Source organism: Lactobacillus sp. UMNPBX15 (genome assembly GCF_002553785.1).
Classification (GTDB): Bacteria; Bacillota; Bacilli; order Lactobacillales; family Lactobacillaceae; genus Lactobacillus; species Lactobacillus crispatus.
Genome location: NZ_PCYV01000030.1, coordinates 1 through 12864, shown reverse-complemented (window position 1 = coordinate 12864; position 12864 = coordinate 1). Strand labels below are relative to the sequence as shown.

Here is a 12864-nt window from a genome sequence, read left to right as displayed (position 1 = left end):
TAATTAAAAAATGTTTTTATAATTAAAGGATACTTTAAAATTGCTTCTAACACAAGATTAAAAAACAATCAAAGTAAAAATTTTCTTTGATTGTCCACCATATTTTTCAATTACATTTATTACTTATTTTTATTGTCCTTATCATTATCTTGCCCATCAAGCAAGACCTTCAATTTAGCAAAAGCTGGGTTAACTTGGTTCTTCTTGCCTTCTTCAAAAGAGGCTTCAGAAACAACTTCCCAACCTTGACCCTCTGGGAAAATATTCTTTTCTTTTTCTTCAGGAGTCAAAATAGTAGTTGGGATATGGAGTAAAATATTATCTTCTACCGCTGTTTGCAAGTCAATTTGGTCATTCTCAACTTGTACAATAGTATCGTTTTCTTCCAATTCTTCCTTGGTTGGCTTACGGTCAAGGTAGTTTTCAGTAAAAGTAAAATCTTCATGATAGTTTACCGGCTTAAGGCTTCTGCTTGATGGCACAACCAGATCAGCGGTCACATGAAAACTGCCAGTCACAAATGGTTCTTGATAGAACAAGTCACCGCTCACTTTTACATTTTTCGCATCAATTAGTAGATCTTTACTACGCTTAAAAAATTCTGGACGCATTTCCAAATCACGTTCAATGTGAGTTAATGGTTCTTTGGAATTTTGAATCCTAGAAAAACTAAGTTCTAACATTTTTACACCTCGATTGGCCGTCGACCAAAGTTTTGATCAACACCCATTATTTGTTCAAATAAACGGTCTACCCTAACTTGTAAAGCTAAAGAGCCGTTCTTAGCACTTCTTTTATCAACTTTAGAGACGATTTCTGTCTGAAATTCCTTGCGCTGTTGCTTTAAATATTTGCGACCTACCTTACTAAAGCCTAAGAGCATCAAAGACTCATGATTAAAGCTAGCCAATATATCATCCTGAGTGACATTAAGCAAAGTATATAAGCTCAAACGGCGCAAACGGGAATAAGTATAACGCTTGGACTTGATATGCCGCAAAAATTCTGTAAAATCGCGGGCTAAATGAATCTCTTGTTTCATCTTATATTCAAGCCCTTCGCTCATTTGATAAATATGACGCAATTCTTCAACTGAAGATGATTCAATTCGATACTTCAAAAATGGGTATAGCAAATTCCAATTAGGATAAATTTTCTGCTCAGCTAACACCATTGCTTCTGCTTTAGGCATCCAATACTTTAAATTTTTTGTATCTTCACCATGCAATAATAAATTTCGAATCGCACTGGCACTTTGGACAACTTTTTCTCTTTGTAAAAGGTCATCATGTCCTGCTCCAATTCGGTTGACCGGATGCAGGTTTAATGGTGAACCTAAATTATGATTAGCTACTGAATACGCTAACCCCAAAATAGCATTTGGCTGATTAACTTCATAGCCTACTTCATGCGCTACCATTTGGTTATATTGTGTTGAATAAGTTTGGCTATAATCTCTAAAATCCATGTGATTCTGGGGAATTTCCGCAATTCTTTTGCCCAAATAAGCAAAATTCAGGTTAGCATCTTCTACACCAAAGACTAAATCAGTTACGCCTAATTTAGCAAGTTGTTCAATGTTTCCGAGAGCAAAAAGATCAGCTGGTTCCACTACCGTTGAAAATGGTGTTTCAAATACCAAATCGGCACCAGATTGCAAAGCCACCTTAGCCCGCTCCCACTTGCTCATAATCGCCATCTCACCACGTTGCACGTAGTTACCAGACATGAGCACCACAATTGGATCATTACCAGCAACCAAGCGTGCTTGATTTAGTAAGAACTCATGTCCACTATGGAAAGGATTAAATTCCGCAATAATCCCAACAACACTCATTGCTTAATCTTCCTTCAATTCAACTTGCTTACCGTTAGCCCATAGCTTTTCCAAGTTATAAAATTCACGTGCTTCCTTAGTAAAGACGTTGACTACAACATCACCTAAATCGAGCAAAAGCCAGTTAGAATCTCTGGTACCTTCAATACGGTAGTCAGTGTAGTTGTTTTCGTGAGCCGCATCAACAATTGAGTTAACGATCGCATGTAATTGACGATTAGAGCCTGCACTGGTAATGACATAGTAATCAGCTAAAATACTGATTCCACGCATATCGTAAGCTTCAGTATCTTCACCATGACGGTCACTAATTGCTTGGGTAGTAAAATCTAAAATTTCTTGACTAGTCAATATTTTTCTCCTTTTTATTACTTAATTCCCCATACATTGTATGCTTCTAAAGTACGAGGATATACTTTATTTTTATTTTCAATTAAAAACTCTAAGGTGTGCTGCAATTCATAGCCTACCCCTTCATCAAGACTAGCATAAGCAACTTTGCGCGCTTCTTCAACTCCTGGAAAATCTCGTCCGGGTTCAATAAAATCAGCTACAAAGATAATTTTATCTAATGTAGTCATCTTAGTATCACCAGTCGTATGACGACGTACGGCAGTTAAAATCTCAGGATCCCTAATTTTTAAATCACGTTCAATAAAGAAAATCCCCACAATGCCATGCCAGATGGCCCGATTCCAATTAAGCAAATCTGGATCAAAATCCTGTTCCTTAATTACCTTACGATACTCTTCTACCGGTACCTGCTTGGCATAATCATGAACAAAGCCAGCTAAGGCTGCTTTTTCTTCATCATATCCATTTAACTTAGCCAACTTACGTGCAGTTTCACTAACACGAACACAATGTTCAAAACGTTTTTTCTTCATGTTTGCCTTTTCTTTAGCAACAATTTGTTCACTAGAGAATGGTGAATAAGTATTTTTAAAAATTAGTTTCGTCAAGGTAAAGCCCCTTTTCTTCAATATATTCTCTGACGGCTTCTGGTACCAAGTAACGAATTGAAGTGCCAGTTGCGACACTGCGACGAATAGCAGTCGAACTTAGGCGAATATCTGGTGCGTCAACCCAAATCATGGGATATTGCGGATCTTGTGGATAACCTGGGCGACGAATTCCGACCAATGTTACTAGCTTAGCCAGGGTCGGAGCTTCCTTCCAAGTATGGAAACTGTTAACCTGATCACTGCCCATAATCAAATAATAGTCATTCTGAGGTGCTTTTTCCTTGAGATAACGCATAGTATCCACAGTATAAGAAACGCCGCCTCGGAACAATTCCAATAGTTTTACCCTAAACCTAGGATTATCGCGCGTAGCTAAATCAAGCATTGTTGCCCGATCTTTAGCAGAAGTCAGCGGCGCATTTTTATGCGGTGGAATATTATCCGGAATAAACCAGACCTCATCCAGCTTCAACTTAGTCATTGCTTGCTCTGCCGCTACCAAGTGCGCAATATGCACCGGATTAAAGGTACCACCCATAATCCCAATCTGACGACCTTTACCTTGTTCTTGTTCCAATTCTGCTTCAACTTTAGCAGTTGGCATTTTTTCAATACATTTTGGATTAACCATATGCAAACCTCTAAATCAATGCACGACGAATACCTAAACCAATCCCATCTGGTGTGTAAGTCTTAACAACGCATCCCTTGGGTACAGTCACAAAACCAATTCCACCAAATAAAAGGTCACTCTTATATTCCGTTCTAAATTCTTGACCCTTTAGTGGTGCCATTTCATCATCTGCAGCTGGTGGGGATAACAATTCACCTTTATGCTTTTTATAAAAGTCATCCGCATTAGCTGTCTTAGTACGGTGAATATACATTCCACGAGCAACGTAAACAGTAAAGCTAGTCGATTCGCCCTTGAGATAATCAATCCGTCCCAAACCAGCTAAGAATAAAGTATTACCAGGCAATAATTGGTAAGTAGCTGGCTTTAAAGGCTTCTTAGGTGAGACCAGCTCCAAATCCTTAGCATTTAAGTGCGTAGCCAATTGATTCTCGGTCATGATCCCGGGCGTATCAATCAAAAAGTGACCATTTTCTAGAGGAATTTCAATTTTGTCTAAAGTAGTTCCAGGAAAGCGTGAAGCGGTGATCAGGTCTTGAATATCACCCATCATGTCAATAATGGCATTGATTAAAGTTGACTTACCAACATTAGTTGTCCCTACAAAATAGACATCTTTGTCTTGCGATTGCTTATTAATATAAGCGATCAAATCTTCCAAGTTCAACTTCTTTTTAGCTGAAACCAAGAAGATTTCCTTAGGATAAAGCCCCATTCGGTTAGCTTCTTGTCTCATCCAATCCTTAATCTTACTTTGCTTAGAGTTTTTAGGAAATAGATCAAATTTATTACCAACTAAAATAAAATCATTATTTCCAACAAAACGCTTCAATGATGATAGCAAAGAATTTGAAAAATCAAATAAGTCAACTACATTAACAATTAAAGCTTTCTTTTGTCCTAAAGAGTTAAGCAAAGCCAAAAAATCATCATTGTTTAAATCAACTGGCATGATTTCATTGTAGTGCCGCAATCTGAAGCAACGTTGACAATAAACATCCGCATTTTCTTCTTGCTTTGCCTTATCTAGTGCACTTTTTGGCAGATAACCTGCTTTTTCAGGATCATCGGATTGCAGCTTGGCACCGCAGCCGATACAAATAATATCCTCATCCATTTGATAGCTCCTTCTTAAATGTTACTCGATGTGATAAACCCAGGAAGAAAAAGATAATTTTTTCAAAGAAACGATTGATTCTCGTATTCCACTTATCAGTTTCAACTAATGGCTTAACTAGAACAGTCTTCACGCCGGCCAAATTCCCTGCTTGCATGTCAGTGATTAGTTGGTCGCCAACCATCATAACCTGATCTTTTTGCAAATGCATTGCTTCGCGCTTCTTGGTGATCGCAAATGGCAATGGCTTACGTGACTTAGCGACAAATTCGATATGGTAAGGATCAAGTACCTTGCCCACTCTTTGAGCATTATTGTTAGAAATGACCACGAGAGTGATTCCCGCCTTGGCTAACTTTTGATTAAAATTATCCATTTCTTTGGCAGTTTCAAATTTATTCCAGGCGAGCAATGTATTATCTAGGTCCGAAAAAACCGCCTTAATGTCCATTTCATTCAACTTCTGGGGGTCCAGATTGTAAATCGTATCAATTGTATATTTTGGTCTAAAAAGCATATCAACACTGCTATATAAAACATAGAAATATGTATAAGAATGTATATTTTTTACATATCAGAAAGAAATATAGTCCTTCCTTTCTTCGCTTTATTTACTGCTGTCATCATTAGTATTCCAATATTCCAATCTAGGAATAATCGCATTGACTAACTCTTGCAGCTTAAGGGCTTAGCCAGCCCCGTTTTCATTATTTTGCTAAAGCTAAAAGATTTAACACTGCATTATCATCACGATCATTAGTATAACCGCATTCATAACAAATATACTCATTGTGCTTAGTGTGATGTTTTTGGTTGCCTTGCAAAGTGATTTTTTCATCACCTTTTTTAACATAACCACAATTAGCACATCTTTGGGTTGATGGATATGTTTTATCAGCCAAGATTAATTCTTTGCCATACCACTCACATTTATAAGTCAATATCTGTCTAAACTTACTGAATAATGATCTCTGCATGCCTTTTGAAGCGACGTGCGTCATCATCATTTGTTTAACGGCTAAGTCTTCAATCACTATTTGATCATAATTATTAACCAATTTTGTAGTGAATTTTTGCAAAAGATCGTTTTGAATGTTGGCTACTTTACGATAATCACGTTGCAGTTTGGTTCTCACTTGCACGTAATTATTGCTTTGGCCAGCTAACTTGCCATTAGCCCGTCTTTTCTTAGCCAGCATTCTCTGATAATGCTTAATGCGCTTGTATAGTTTTTGCAATCTTGATGGCAAAACATTGATTTTGCCCCCAGTGTAGTTGAAATGTCCCACATTAACATCAACAGCTGTCTTTCTACCTGTTCTAGGCTTTACCAAAGTTTCTTCTTCATAAGAAAGAGCGGCATAATAATGTCCTCTTTCTCTAAAGACACTAGCAACTTTAATTTGCTTCATTTTTAAAGCTTCATATGTTGGAATATCGAACCAGGTTTTAATGCCTCTGGGCTTGTCTAAGCGTAGCTTACCATTAACCACTTTAGCCCGGTCAGTCTTAAAGCCTTGTCGCGGGGCTTTCTTTGATTTGAAATGTGGTTTTCCCCAATCAGGCTGTGCCTTATCAAAGAAATTCTTCCAAGCATTAGCCAAATCTTTGACTGCTAATTGCAAGCATCTAGCAGACAGAGCAAACTGCCAGTCTGCCTTATTATCGACTAGCTCATCACGTATTCTGCGCTCATTTGGACTGGGATTATTATCCTTATCTAAGGTTCGTGCTTCATACATGTCTTGCCAAGTGGCTAAAGCTTGATTCCAGCAATATCTGCGATAATCACAAAGCTTATCCAGCTCTTGTTGCATGGTCTTGTTAGGTTTTAATTCGACTACTTGAGCCTTGATCATTTGTTTCACCCCCAATACAAACATAAATTTAGCAAAGAGTGAAATAAATACAAGCGAACAAAATATTAAATTTTTAGTTTTTGACCTGCTTCTATGTTTTATATTTCTGAACAGATCTTTGTATCTTGTCTATCTTTTAACTGTTAATTTCCTCCATTTTTTATCACCTTATATCATATCAAAAATGGGTTTGCTTTAGAAATTTTTGTTTTTTTCTGATGAAAAAGTGTTACAATACTAAACAATTTAAGCAAAATCATCAATCAATAGAAAGGATCACCATGAGAAAATTCATCGATTTACACCTTCACCTCGATGGTTCTGTCCCAGTTGCTACTGTTAAGAAGTTAATGCAGGAACATCACATGCCACAGTTAACTGATCAAAAATTGCGGCAAGAATTGTCAGTTGATAATTCTTGCGCTAGCTTGGAACAATTTTTGGAAAAGTTTGACTTACCTAACCAGTTAATGCAGACAAAGCATGATCTGGAGATGATTGTGTTTGATCTTCTTTGCGAATTAAAACAACAAGGTCTAGTCTACGCCGAGATCCGCTTTGCACCGCAATTACATACTAAAAATGGTTTAACGCAAAGACAAGTAATCGCTGCAGCAGTCAGCGGTATTACGAAGTTTTATCAAAAACAAAAAGCAGACAAAGATCAGCCTGAATTACACGCTGGTTTAATTCTCTGTTTGATGCGCTTCGCCCACAATGAAAAAGAAAACATGGAAACGGTTGAGCTAGCGAAAGAATTTTTAGGTCATGGCGTTGTTGGCCTTGACCTAGCTGGTGCGGAAGGCCCGATCCCTAACATTAACTACCAGCATTTTTTCAATCGTGCCCAAGAATTACACGTTCCTTATACCATCCATGCTGGTGAGGCTGCAGGACCTGATTCAATCCGTCAAGCATTAAAAATTGGCGCGAAACGGATCGGCCATGGCATTCGCTGCACTGAAGATCCAGCACTTACCCAATATCTGATTGATCACCAAATCATATTGGAATGTTGCGCCACTTCAAATATGAACACCAAAGCTTTTGATCAGATTGATTCTTACCCAATAAAAAAATTATTGCACATGGGGATGAAAGTTACGCTAAATTCAGACGACATGACTGTATCTAACACTAATCTACCTCATGAATATCAGTTACTCGAAGAAAAAACTGCTTTGACTCCCGAGGAAGAAACTACTCTTTATCTCAACGCGGTTGATGCAGCCTTTACCACGCCAGATGAAAAAATCAGATTACGGGCATTAATTCAAAAATAGATAAAAAAATAAGCTAGGAAAATTTCCCCAGCTTATTTCTTTTGTTATTAGTTCAAAGCCTTCTTAGCAGTTTCTGCTAATTGTGCAAAAGTCTTTGAATCGTTGTAGGCAATATCAGCTAACATCTTACGGTTCATGTCAACACCAGCTAACTTCAAGCCGTGCATTAACTTAGAGTATGAAATGTCGTTTTGTCTTGCAGCTGCGTTAATACGAGCAATCCATAACTTTCTGAATTCGCTCTTACGTCTTCTACGGTCGCGGAATGCGTACTTGTATGAAACGAATAATTGAGTGCTTGCAGCCTTAAATTGCATGTGCTTTGCGCCACGGTAACCCTTGGCAAGCTTCATGATCTTCTTACGACGTTGACGTGTTACTGTTCCACCTTTAACTCTTGGCATTTAAAATTCCTCCTACTATAGTCTGTCTTAATTAAGAACAAGTATTAGTGCATTTGAGCAACCATTTGCTTGATACGCTTCATATCACTCTTTGAAACCATAGCAGCTTTTCTCAAGTGACGACGTTGCTTCTTTGTCTTACCGTGGAAACGGTGACCAGTAAATGCGTGGTGACGCTTTAAACCACCATTTGCAGTTCTCTTAAAACGCTTAGCAGAAGCGCGGTGTGTTTTCATCTTTGGCATATTTCTATTTCCTCCAATTAACTACTTTTTCTTTTTGTCCTTATCACTCTTAGGTGCAAGCATCAAGAACATTGAACGACCTTCCATCTTAGGCTTACTAATTACATTAGCAATGTCTGAGGTTACTTCGGCCATTTTTTCAAGTACTTGTTGACCTAATTCCTTGTGAGTGATGGCACGACCTCTAAAACGAATTGAGACGCGAACCTTAGCTCCTTCTTTAGAAATGAACTTACGAACGTGCTTAAGTTTAGTTTCGAAGTCGTTACCTTCAATAGTTGGACTCAAACGAATTTCTTTGACACTGACTGTCTTGGAATTCTTACGGGCTTCCTTAAGCTTCTTTTGTTGTTCAAAGCGGTACTTCCCGTAATCCATGATACGTGCTACAGGTGGCTTAGCATTTGGAGAAATCAGAGCTAAGTCAAGACCTGCATCGCTTGCACGACGTAAGGCATCACTTTTACTCATCACACCAACTTGCTGACCATCTTCATCAATTAAACGAACTTCGCGAGCGCGAATTCTGTCGTTTAAGATTAAACTTCTTGGTATAACTGTTCACCTCCGTGTTAATTTGAGGACAAGAAAAAGGCGGGTTATAAGAATCATACCCGCCTTTAATCAACAGAAATTATCGATCAGCCTAGAGGTTTACTTAACTTAGGCGAGAAGCGGGTGCTTCTTCTTGTTCTCAACTAATAGAATTATACCCGTTTATCCTACCTACGTCAACATGATATTTCTGCTTTTTTGTAATATCTACTTAACATCACAATAGAAAATAATATCGGCCTTACCTTCTTGCTTGGTATGGCAATAAACATTAGTATCCATTCCACCAATGTAAAAACCTGTTTTCAAATAAAATAAGCATGCGCCTGGATTATTATCTTGTCCTTGTGTGTAAAGTCCAGCATAGTCATTTTCTTTGGCAATTTCCTTTGCCTTAGCTATTAACTTTTGCCCACATGCTGGTCACGATAGTTTTTATTCACTTTAAGATCAGATAAATACATATATTTAAAAAATCCTGGTTGTAAAATTGCTAATCCAATACAATTTTTACCATCATATGCACCAATGAATGTACTCTCTTTCATTGCATCATAGTCATAATTTTCATCAGGAAAGCACATTTCTGTAACTTTTTCTGATGAATACTTTTTTAATTGATAATCCCATTTACCGTTATTATAAGAAACCAAAATTTGTCCGAATAATTTAAATGGCTCATTAAGAATATTAATATCTACTTTGTGCTGTGAATCAATTATTTTTGTTGTAATCATATTTATTTCTCTTATTCATCAATTTAACTCTTAGTATAATGCTAACGATCCGTTTTTTCTCACATTACGATTAGTAATTTCAAACATGATCAGTCCAATTATTAACCAAAGCACGGCGTTAAACAAAGAAGCAGCTAAGTAAAAGCCTAGACTGTAGGGATGTTGGTTAACAGCTAGTCTCATCCAGCTAACCATGGGAGAAATAGGTAAAAGACAAAATAAACACTTAACTCCCAAAGAATAATTTTCAAAATTAATTAGTAAAATTCCCAAATATACATATTGAAAAATTGCTAAAGTACTGCCAATTCGCTTAAAATGCAAAATCAAACTCACAACTAAGTATCCTAAACCAGTAGTAGTCACCAAAGCTAACAAGAAAGGAACAACCAGAACAATAGGAAATTTAATCCAATGATCAGTTAGCAACATAATGATTATTAATGCTAACACTGCCTGCACCGCCGAAATAATGATATTAACTATGCTTTTATTAAGAAATAATCTTCTAGCAGAAATTGGCATCAAAAACTGTTGCTCTAAAATACCATTTTGCATTTGGTTGGTCATAGTCATCCCCATTTGACTAATTGTGTTCTGGATTAAAGTCCACAAAATATAGCCAATGACCAAGGCATTCAGTGAAGTTCCAATTACCCCGCCGCCTACTAAGGTACCTCCAAGAAAGATAGCTATAAACATCATGATTAGCAAAATAAAGTCTGAAAAGTAACTAAATGAATATCTTTTATACAGCCACATTTGTCGCCAGAACTCAGCTTTTAAACTCGTCATTATTCTTCTCCTGTGTAGTATTCAAATATATCTTCTAAATTTCTCTTTTTAGTTTGGACCTGACTAATCGGTAATTCTCCTAATAACTGAAGCACTTTTGGTAAATCATTTTGGCATTTAACTTCTAATTGATAACGATCAGCCTGCTTTTTTGTCAAATTACAATAAGTTGATATTTTTTCTTTTTCCTTAGCAGTAAATGATTGTGACAAGGTAAATTCCAAAATCGTCCATTTATTCAATCTGACCAGACTTTCTTTCATATTATCTGAAAAGACTAGCTCTCCCTGGTTGATCAATAAAATTTTTTGAGCCACTTTTTGAGCAAAACCTAATTGATGAGTAGTAATCAAGACTCCCACGCCATCGGCACTTAGTTCTTTCAAAATATTAATTACTATTTGAGCTGATTTAAGATCTAACCCTAAGGTCGGCTCATCTAATATCAGTAATTTTGGCTGCGCAATCATTGCGCAACAGATCCCTACTATTTGTTGCATCCCGCGACTTAAACTGGTAATCGTCGTATCTTTTTTATCCAACAGACCAAACTTCTTTAGCAATTGAAGGCCATTATGCTCCGCTTCTTTTCTAGATAAACCTCGTTGGCCACCCCCAATAAATAAAATTCTCAATCGGTGACAAGGACCAAAACATATTCCGCGAGCCTTCCAAAAGAACTCCCGTATTTTTTAGGAGCAATAAATTTCTATTGGTCATCTCTTTCCCCTCAAAATATACTTTTCCATGATCAGGACTAACTAAATTCAAAATCATCTTTAAAGTTGTCGTCTTGCCCGCACCATTTAGTCCAAGAAAAGCCACTATATCGCTATGATCTACTGTAAAAGAAATATCTTTTACTGCTTTTTTGTTTGTTGCTTGATAAGTTTTTGATAATTTGTCTACTGTTAATAATGCCGTCATTTTACTCACCATTTTTCTTCAATTTTTTGTTAATTTGATTAACCTCATGCCATAAATGAAAGAAATAAGTGCCATAAGCAATAGTGTACATAATGATAAAACTGATAACTGTAGTCATTAGTAAAGACCAAGAATAGCTAAAACTATTGATAATCAAATTGAAAAGTAACCATGCTACTAAACAAACAAAGAAATTGACTACAATTTGTGTTCTCAAAGACCAAGAATCATTATTAAAAATCCAACCTGCAAAATAAAAAAAGACACCGATAAAGAAGGATATTATTAACCAAAACAAGAAATTAACAGCTGATAATTTTGCCGTTTCTAAATCTTTCCAGTTAGAAGAAAATAATAGGTCCACTGCAAACCAGGTCATACCAATTCCAATTCCCATCAAACCACTATCCAGCATATATCGAGCATGTTTCATAATCCTAGCCTCTCTTTCAGTTCTTTAATCCTTCGTCGTGAGATTTGCACATGTAACTCATTATTCAAAATAGCATCAATATTACCATTACTCAGAATTTGCAAATGATCTAACTGATGATAATTAAGCAACGCGCTTCTTGATACTGTCACGAAATCTGACGGCAATACTTTTTGTACTTGATACAAACGTCCTTTATACAAATAGGTATCTTGCTCCGTATACACGTAAGTTTTATCATTTTCCACCTGTACCAGATAGATTTCACTAAATTTTACTGGATATTCGTCCCCTCGACGAAAACACCAGATGAACTCCTTTTTATTAGTCAGCTCATTAGCAATCTGACTAATTTTATCTGTCATTCTATGTAGCCAAAACTCAGCTTTTTCTTCAGGTAAGTTTTCATCAATATTGAATTTTACTTTCAAGATCACCCCTCCTTCATTTGATTATTAGTATAGATAATTCTAATTTTTTTGCCATAAAAAATCGGTGAATGGTAAGTTTTCTAAGGTGAATGGTTACCAAATTATTTGCATAATATTAACACGTAATAGGATTTGAATTTAAAGGTAAAAATATGACAAAAAAGCAGTATTAAGTAAAATTCAAGTAACTTTAGATGTCATTGGCGGAAAATGTAAGCCTTTGATCTTACATTATTTACAAGAAAATGGCACAAAACACTATAGTGAAATCCTCCGTTATTTAGATAGCGCACCAAAGAAAACCTTAACAGCACAACTAAGAGGATTAGAAGCTGATAAAATTATCAAACGTACAGTAATTCCTACGGTTCCGGTTCAAGTAAAATATAGTATTACTGATTATGGTAAAACTTTATTTCCAATACTAGATATTATGTGTGCTTGGGGATACGTAAATCAGACTAACTATAATGTTAAACAGAGACTGTAAAATAGTTTGTGTAAGGATGAATGATTCCTTAAATTTATTTCTTTAAACATTAGAAAAAGGAGTTCCTTTCTCGTATGATTGGTTTGAACAAAAAAACACATACAGAAAGAAGAACTCCTTCATGAATGATTTTACCAAAGATTTTGCTCAAG

General features: G+C 36.4%; 17 protein-coding genes, 1 pseudogene and 1 other annotated feature. Of the genes and pseudogenes, 2 read left to right on the top strand and 16 right to left on the bottom strand.

Translation table 11 applies throughout. From position 1 onward, the window contains the following. Nucleotides 1–119 precede the first annotated feature (119 nt). The 8 genes from CP366_RS07855 to CP366_RS07820 form a co-directional block, all read right to left on the bottom strand. Nucleotides 120–683, bottom strand: coding sequence for a DUF177 domain-containing protein (locus CP366_RS07855; RefSeq protein ID WP_089146198.1), 564 nt, complete (start codon nt 681–683; stop codon nt 120–122). 2 nt (nt 684–685) lie between these two features. Next, nucleotides 686–1837, bottom strand: a complete 1152-nt coding sequence (locus tag CP366_RS07850) for a nucleotidyltransferase (RefSeq protein WP_013086667.1) — start codon at nt 1835–1837, stop codon at nt 686–688. Between the two features lie 3 nt (nt 1838–1840). Then, nucleotides 1841–2188: a ribosome silencing factor gene (rsfS, locus tag CP366_RS07845; RefSeq protein WP_005719884.1), complete on the bottom strand. Its 348-nt coding sequence runs from the start codon at nt 2186–2188 to the stop codon at nt 1841–1843. Between the two features lie 17 nt (nt 2189–2205). Beyond that, complete coding sequence (yqeK, locus tag CP366_RS07840; RefSeq protein WP_005719886.1) at nt 2206–2799, bottom strand: bis(5'-nucleosyl)-tetraphosphatase (symmetrical) YqeK; 594 nt, start codon at nt 2797–2799, stop codon at nt 2206–2208. Beyond that, the gene (locus CP366_RS07835; protein WP_089146199.1) at nt 2780–3433 is read right to left on the bottom strand and encodes a nicotinate-nucleotide adenylyltransferase; all 654 of its coding nucleotides are present in this window, start codon (nt 3431–3433) and stop codon (nt 2780–2782) included. The genes yqeK and CP366_RS07835 overlap by 20 nt, the downstream gene beginning before the upstream one ends. Nucleotides 3434–3443: 10 nt before the next feature. Beyond that, nucleotides 3444–4553, bottom strand: a complete 1110-nt coding sequence (yqeH, locus tag CP366_RS07830) for a ribosome biogenesis GTPase YqeH (RefSeq protein WP_005719890.1) — start codon at nt 4551–4553, stop codon at nt 3444–3446. After that, a complete protein-coding gene (locus tag CP366_RS07825; protein ID WP_005719892.1) occupies nt 4546–5070 on the bottom strand; it encodes a YqeG family HAD IIIA-type phosphatase in 525 nt (174 codons plus the stop codon). The genes yqeH and CP366_RS07825 overlap by 8 nt, the downstream gene beginning before the upstream one ends. 190 nt (nt 5071–5260) lie before the next feature. Further along, the gene (locus CP366_RS07820; protein WP_005726544.1) at nt 5261–6412 is read right to left on the bottom strand and encodes an RNA-guided endonuclease TnpB family protein; all 1152 of its coding nucleotides are present in this window, start codon (nt 6410–6412) and stop codon (nt 5261–5263) included. A gap of 281 nt (nt 6413–6693) precedes the next feature. Here CP366_RS07820 and add point away from each other — a divergent pair, with 281 nt between their 5' ends. Continuing rightward, nucleotides 6694–7695 carry an adenosine deaminase gene (gene add, locus CP366_RS07815; RefSeq protein WP_061204913.1) on the top strand — a complete coding sequence of 334 codons (1002 nt, stop codon included), beginning with the start codon at nt 6694–6696 and terminating at the stop codon, nt 7693–7695. Nucleotides 7696–7742: 47 nt separating this feature from the next. Here the strand turns inward: add and rplT are convergent, their stop codons facing one another. The 8 genes and pseudogenes from rplT to CP366_RS07775 all read right to left on the bottom strand — a co-directional run bounded on the left by rplT (nt 7743) and on the right by CP366_RS07775 (nt 12222). Beyond that, complete coding sequence (gene rplT / locus CP366_RS07810; protein WP_005719897.1) at nt 7743–8099, bottom strand: 50S ribosomal protein L20; 357 nt, start codon at nt 8097–8099, stop codon at nt 7743–7745. Between the two features lie 44 nt (nt 8100–8143). Next, entirely contained in the window at nt 8144–8344 is a 201-nt protein-coding gene (gene rpmI, locus CP366_RS07805) for a 50S ribosomal protein L35 (protein ID WP_005719899.1), read from the bottom strand. Between the two features lie 21 nt (nt 8345–8365). Next, nucleotides 8366–8899, bottom strand: coding sequence for a translation initiation factor IF-3 (gene infC / locus CP366_RS07800; protein WP_080543278.1), 534 nt, complete (start codon nt 8897–8899; stop codon nt 8366–8368). 25 nt (nt 8900–8924) lie between these two features. After that, nucleotides 8925–9040 (bottom strand) — a sequence feature (ribosomal protein L20 leader region). A 260-nt stretch (nt 9041–9300) separates the two neighbouring features. Beyond that, the gene (locus CP366_RS11160; RefSeq protein ID WP_288646926.1) at nt 9301–9636 is read right to left on the bottom strand and encodes a GNAT family N-acetyltransferase; all 336 of its coding nucleotides are present in this window, start codon (nt 9634–9636) and stop codon (nt 9301–9303) included. Between the two features lie 30 nt (nt 9637–9666). Further along, nucleotides 9667–10431 (bottom strand): ABC transporter permease, encoded by a 765-nt coding sequence (locus CP366_RS07790; protein WP_005728254.1) that lies wholly within the window; start codon nt 10429–10431, stop codon nt 9667–9669. Next, nucleotides 10431–11358: pseudogene (locus tag CP366_RS07785) on the bottom strand (ABC transporter ATP-binding protein). The gene CP366_RS07790 and the pseudogene CP366_RS07785 overlap by 1 nt, the downstream one beginning before the upstream one ends. Before the next feature lies 1 nt (nt 11359). Continuing rightward, nucleotides 11360–11791 (bottom strand): DUF3021 domain-containing protein, encoded by a 432-nt coding sequence (locus CP366_RS07780; RefSeq protein ID WP_089146200.1) that lies wholly within the window; start codon nt 11789–11791, stop codon nt 11360–11362. Next, nucleotides 11788–12222 (bottom strand): LytTR family DNA-binding domain-containing protein, encoded by a 435-nt coding sequence (locus tag CP366_RS07775; protein WP_089146201.1) that lies wholly within the window; start codon nt 12220–12222, stop codon nt 11788–11790. Before CP366_RS07775 ends, CP366_RS07780 begins: the two co-directional genes overlap by 4 nt. Before the next feature lie 178 nt (nt 12223–12400). Between CP366_RS07775 and CP366_RS07770 the strand changes: the two genes are divergently transcribed. Further along, the gene (locus CP366_RS07770) at nt 12401–12712 is read left to right on the top strand and encodes a helix-turn-helix domain-containing protein (protein WP_089146202.1); all 312 of its coding nucleotides are present in this window, start codon (nt 12401–12403) and stop codon (nt 12710–12712) included. The last annotated feature ends 152 nt before the right edge of the window (nt 12713–12864 follow it).

Excerpts from the sequence above, each read along its gene's own strand:
- CP366_RS07855 (WP_089146198.1), bottom strand. The coding sequence starts at position 683 with ATGTTAGAACTTAGTTTTTCTAGGATTCAAAATTCCAAAGAACCATTA.
- CP366_RS07850 (WP_013086667.1), bottom strand. The coding sequence starts at position 1,837 with ATGAGTGTTGTTGGGATTATTGCGGAATTTAATCCTTTCCATAGTGGA.
- CP366_RS07835 (WP_089146199.1), bottom strand. The coding sequence starts at position 3,433 with ATGGTTAATCCAAAATGTATTGAAAAAATGCCAACTGCTAAAGTTGAA.
- yqeH (WP_005719890.1), bottom strand. The coding sequence starts at position 4,553 with ATGGATGAGGATATTATTTGTATCGGCTGCGGTGCCAAGCTGCAATCC.
- CP366_RS07825 (WP_005719892.1), bottom strand. The coding sequence starts at position 5,070 with ATGCTTTTTAGACCAAAATATACAATTGATACGATTTACAATCTGGAC.
- CP366_RS07820 (WP_005726544.1), bottom strand. The coding sequence starts at position 6,412 with ATGATCAAGGCTCAAGTAGTCGAATTAAAACCTAACAAGACCATGCAA.
- add (WP_061204913.1), top strand. The coding sequence starts at position 6,694 with ATGAGAAAATTCATCGATTTACACCTTCACCTCGATGGTTCTGTCCCA.
- rplT (WP_005719897.1), bottom strand. The coding sequence starts at position 8,099 with ATGCCAAGAGTTAAAGGTGGAACAGTAACACGTCAACGTCGTAAGAAG.
- rpmI (WP_005719899.1), bottom strand. The coding sequence starts at position 8,344 with ATGCCAAAGATGAAAACACACCGCGCTTCTGCTAAGCGTTTTAAGAGA.
- CP366_RS11160 (WP_288646926.1), bottom strand. The coding sequence starts at position 9,636 with ATGATTACAACAAAAATAATTGATTCACAGCACAAAGTAGATATTAAT.
- CP366_RS07790 (WP_005728254.1), bottom strand. The coding sequence starts at position 10,431 with ATGACGAGTTTAAAAGCTGAGTTCTGGCGACAAATGTGGCTGTATAAA.
- CP366_RS07780 (WP_089146200.1), bottom strand. The coding sequence starts at position 11,791 with ATGAAACATGCTCGATATATGCTGGATAGTGGTTTGATGGGAATTGGA.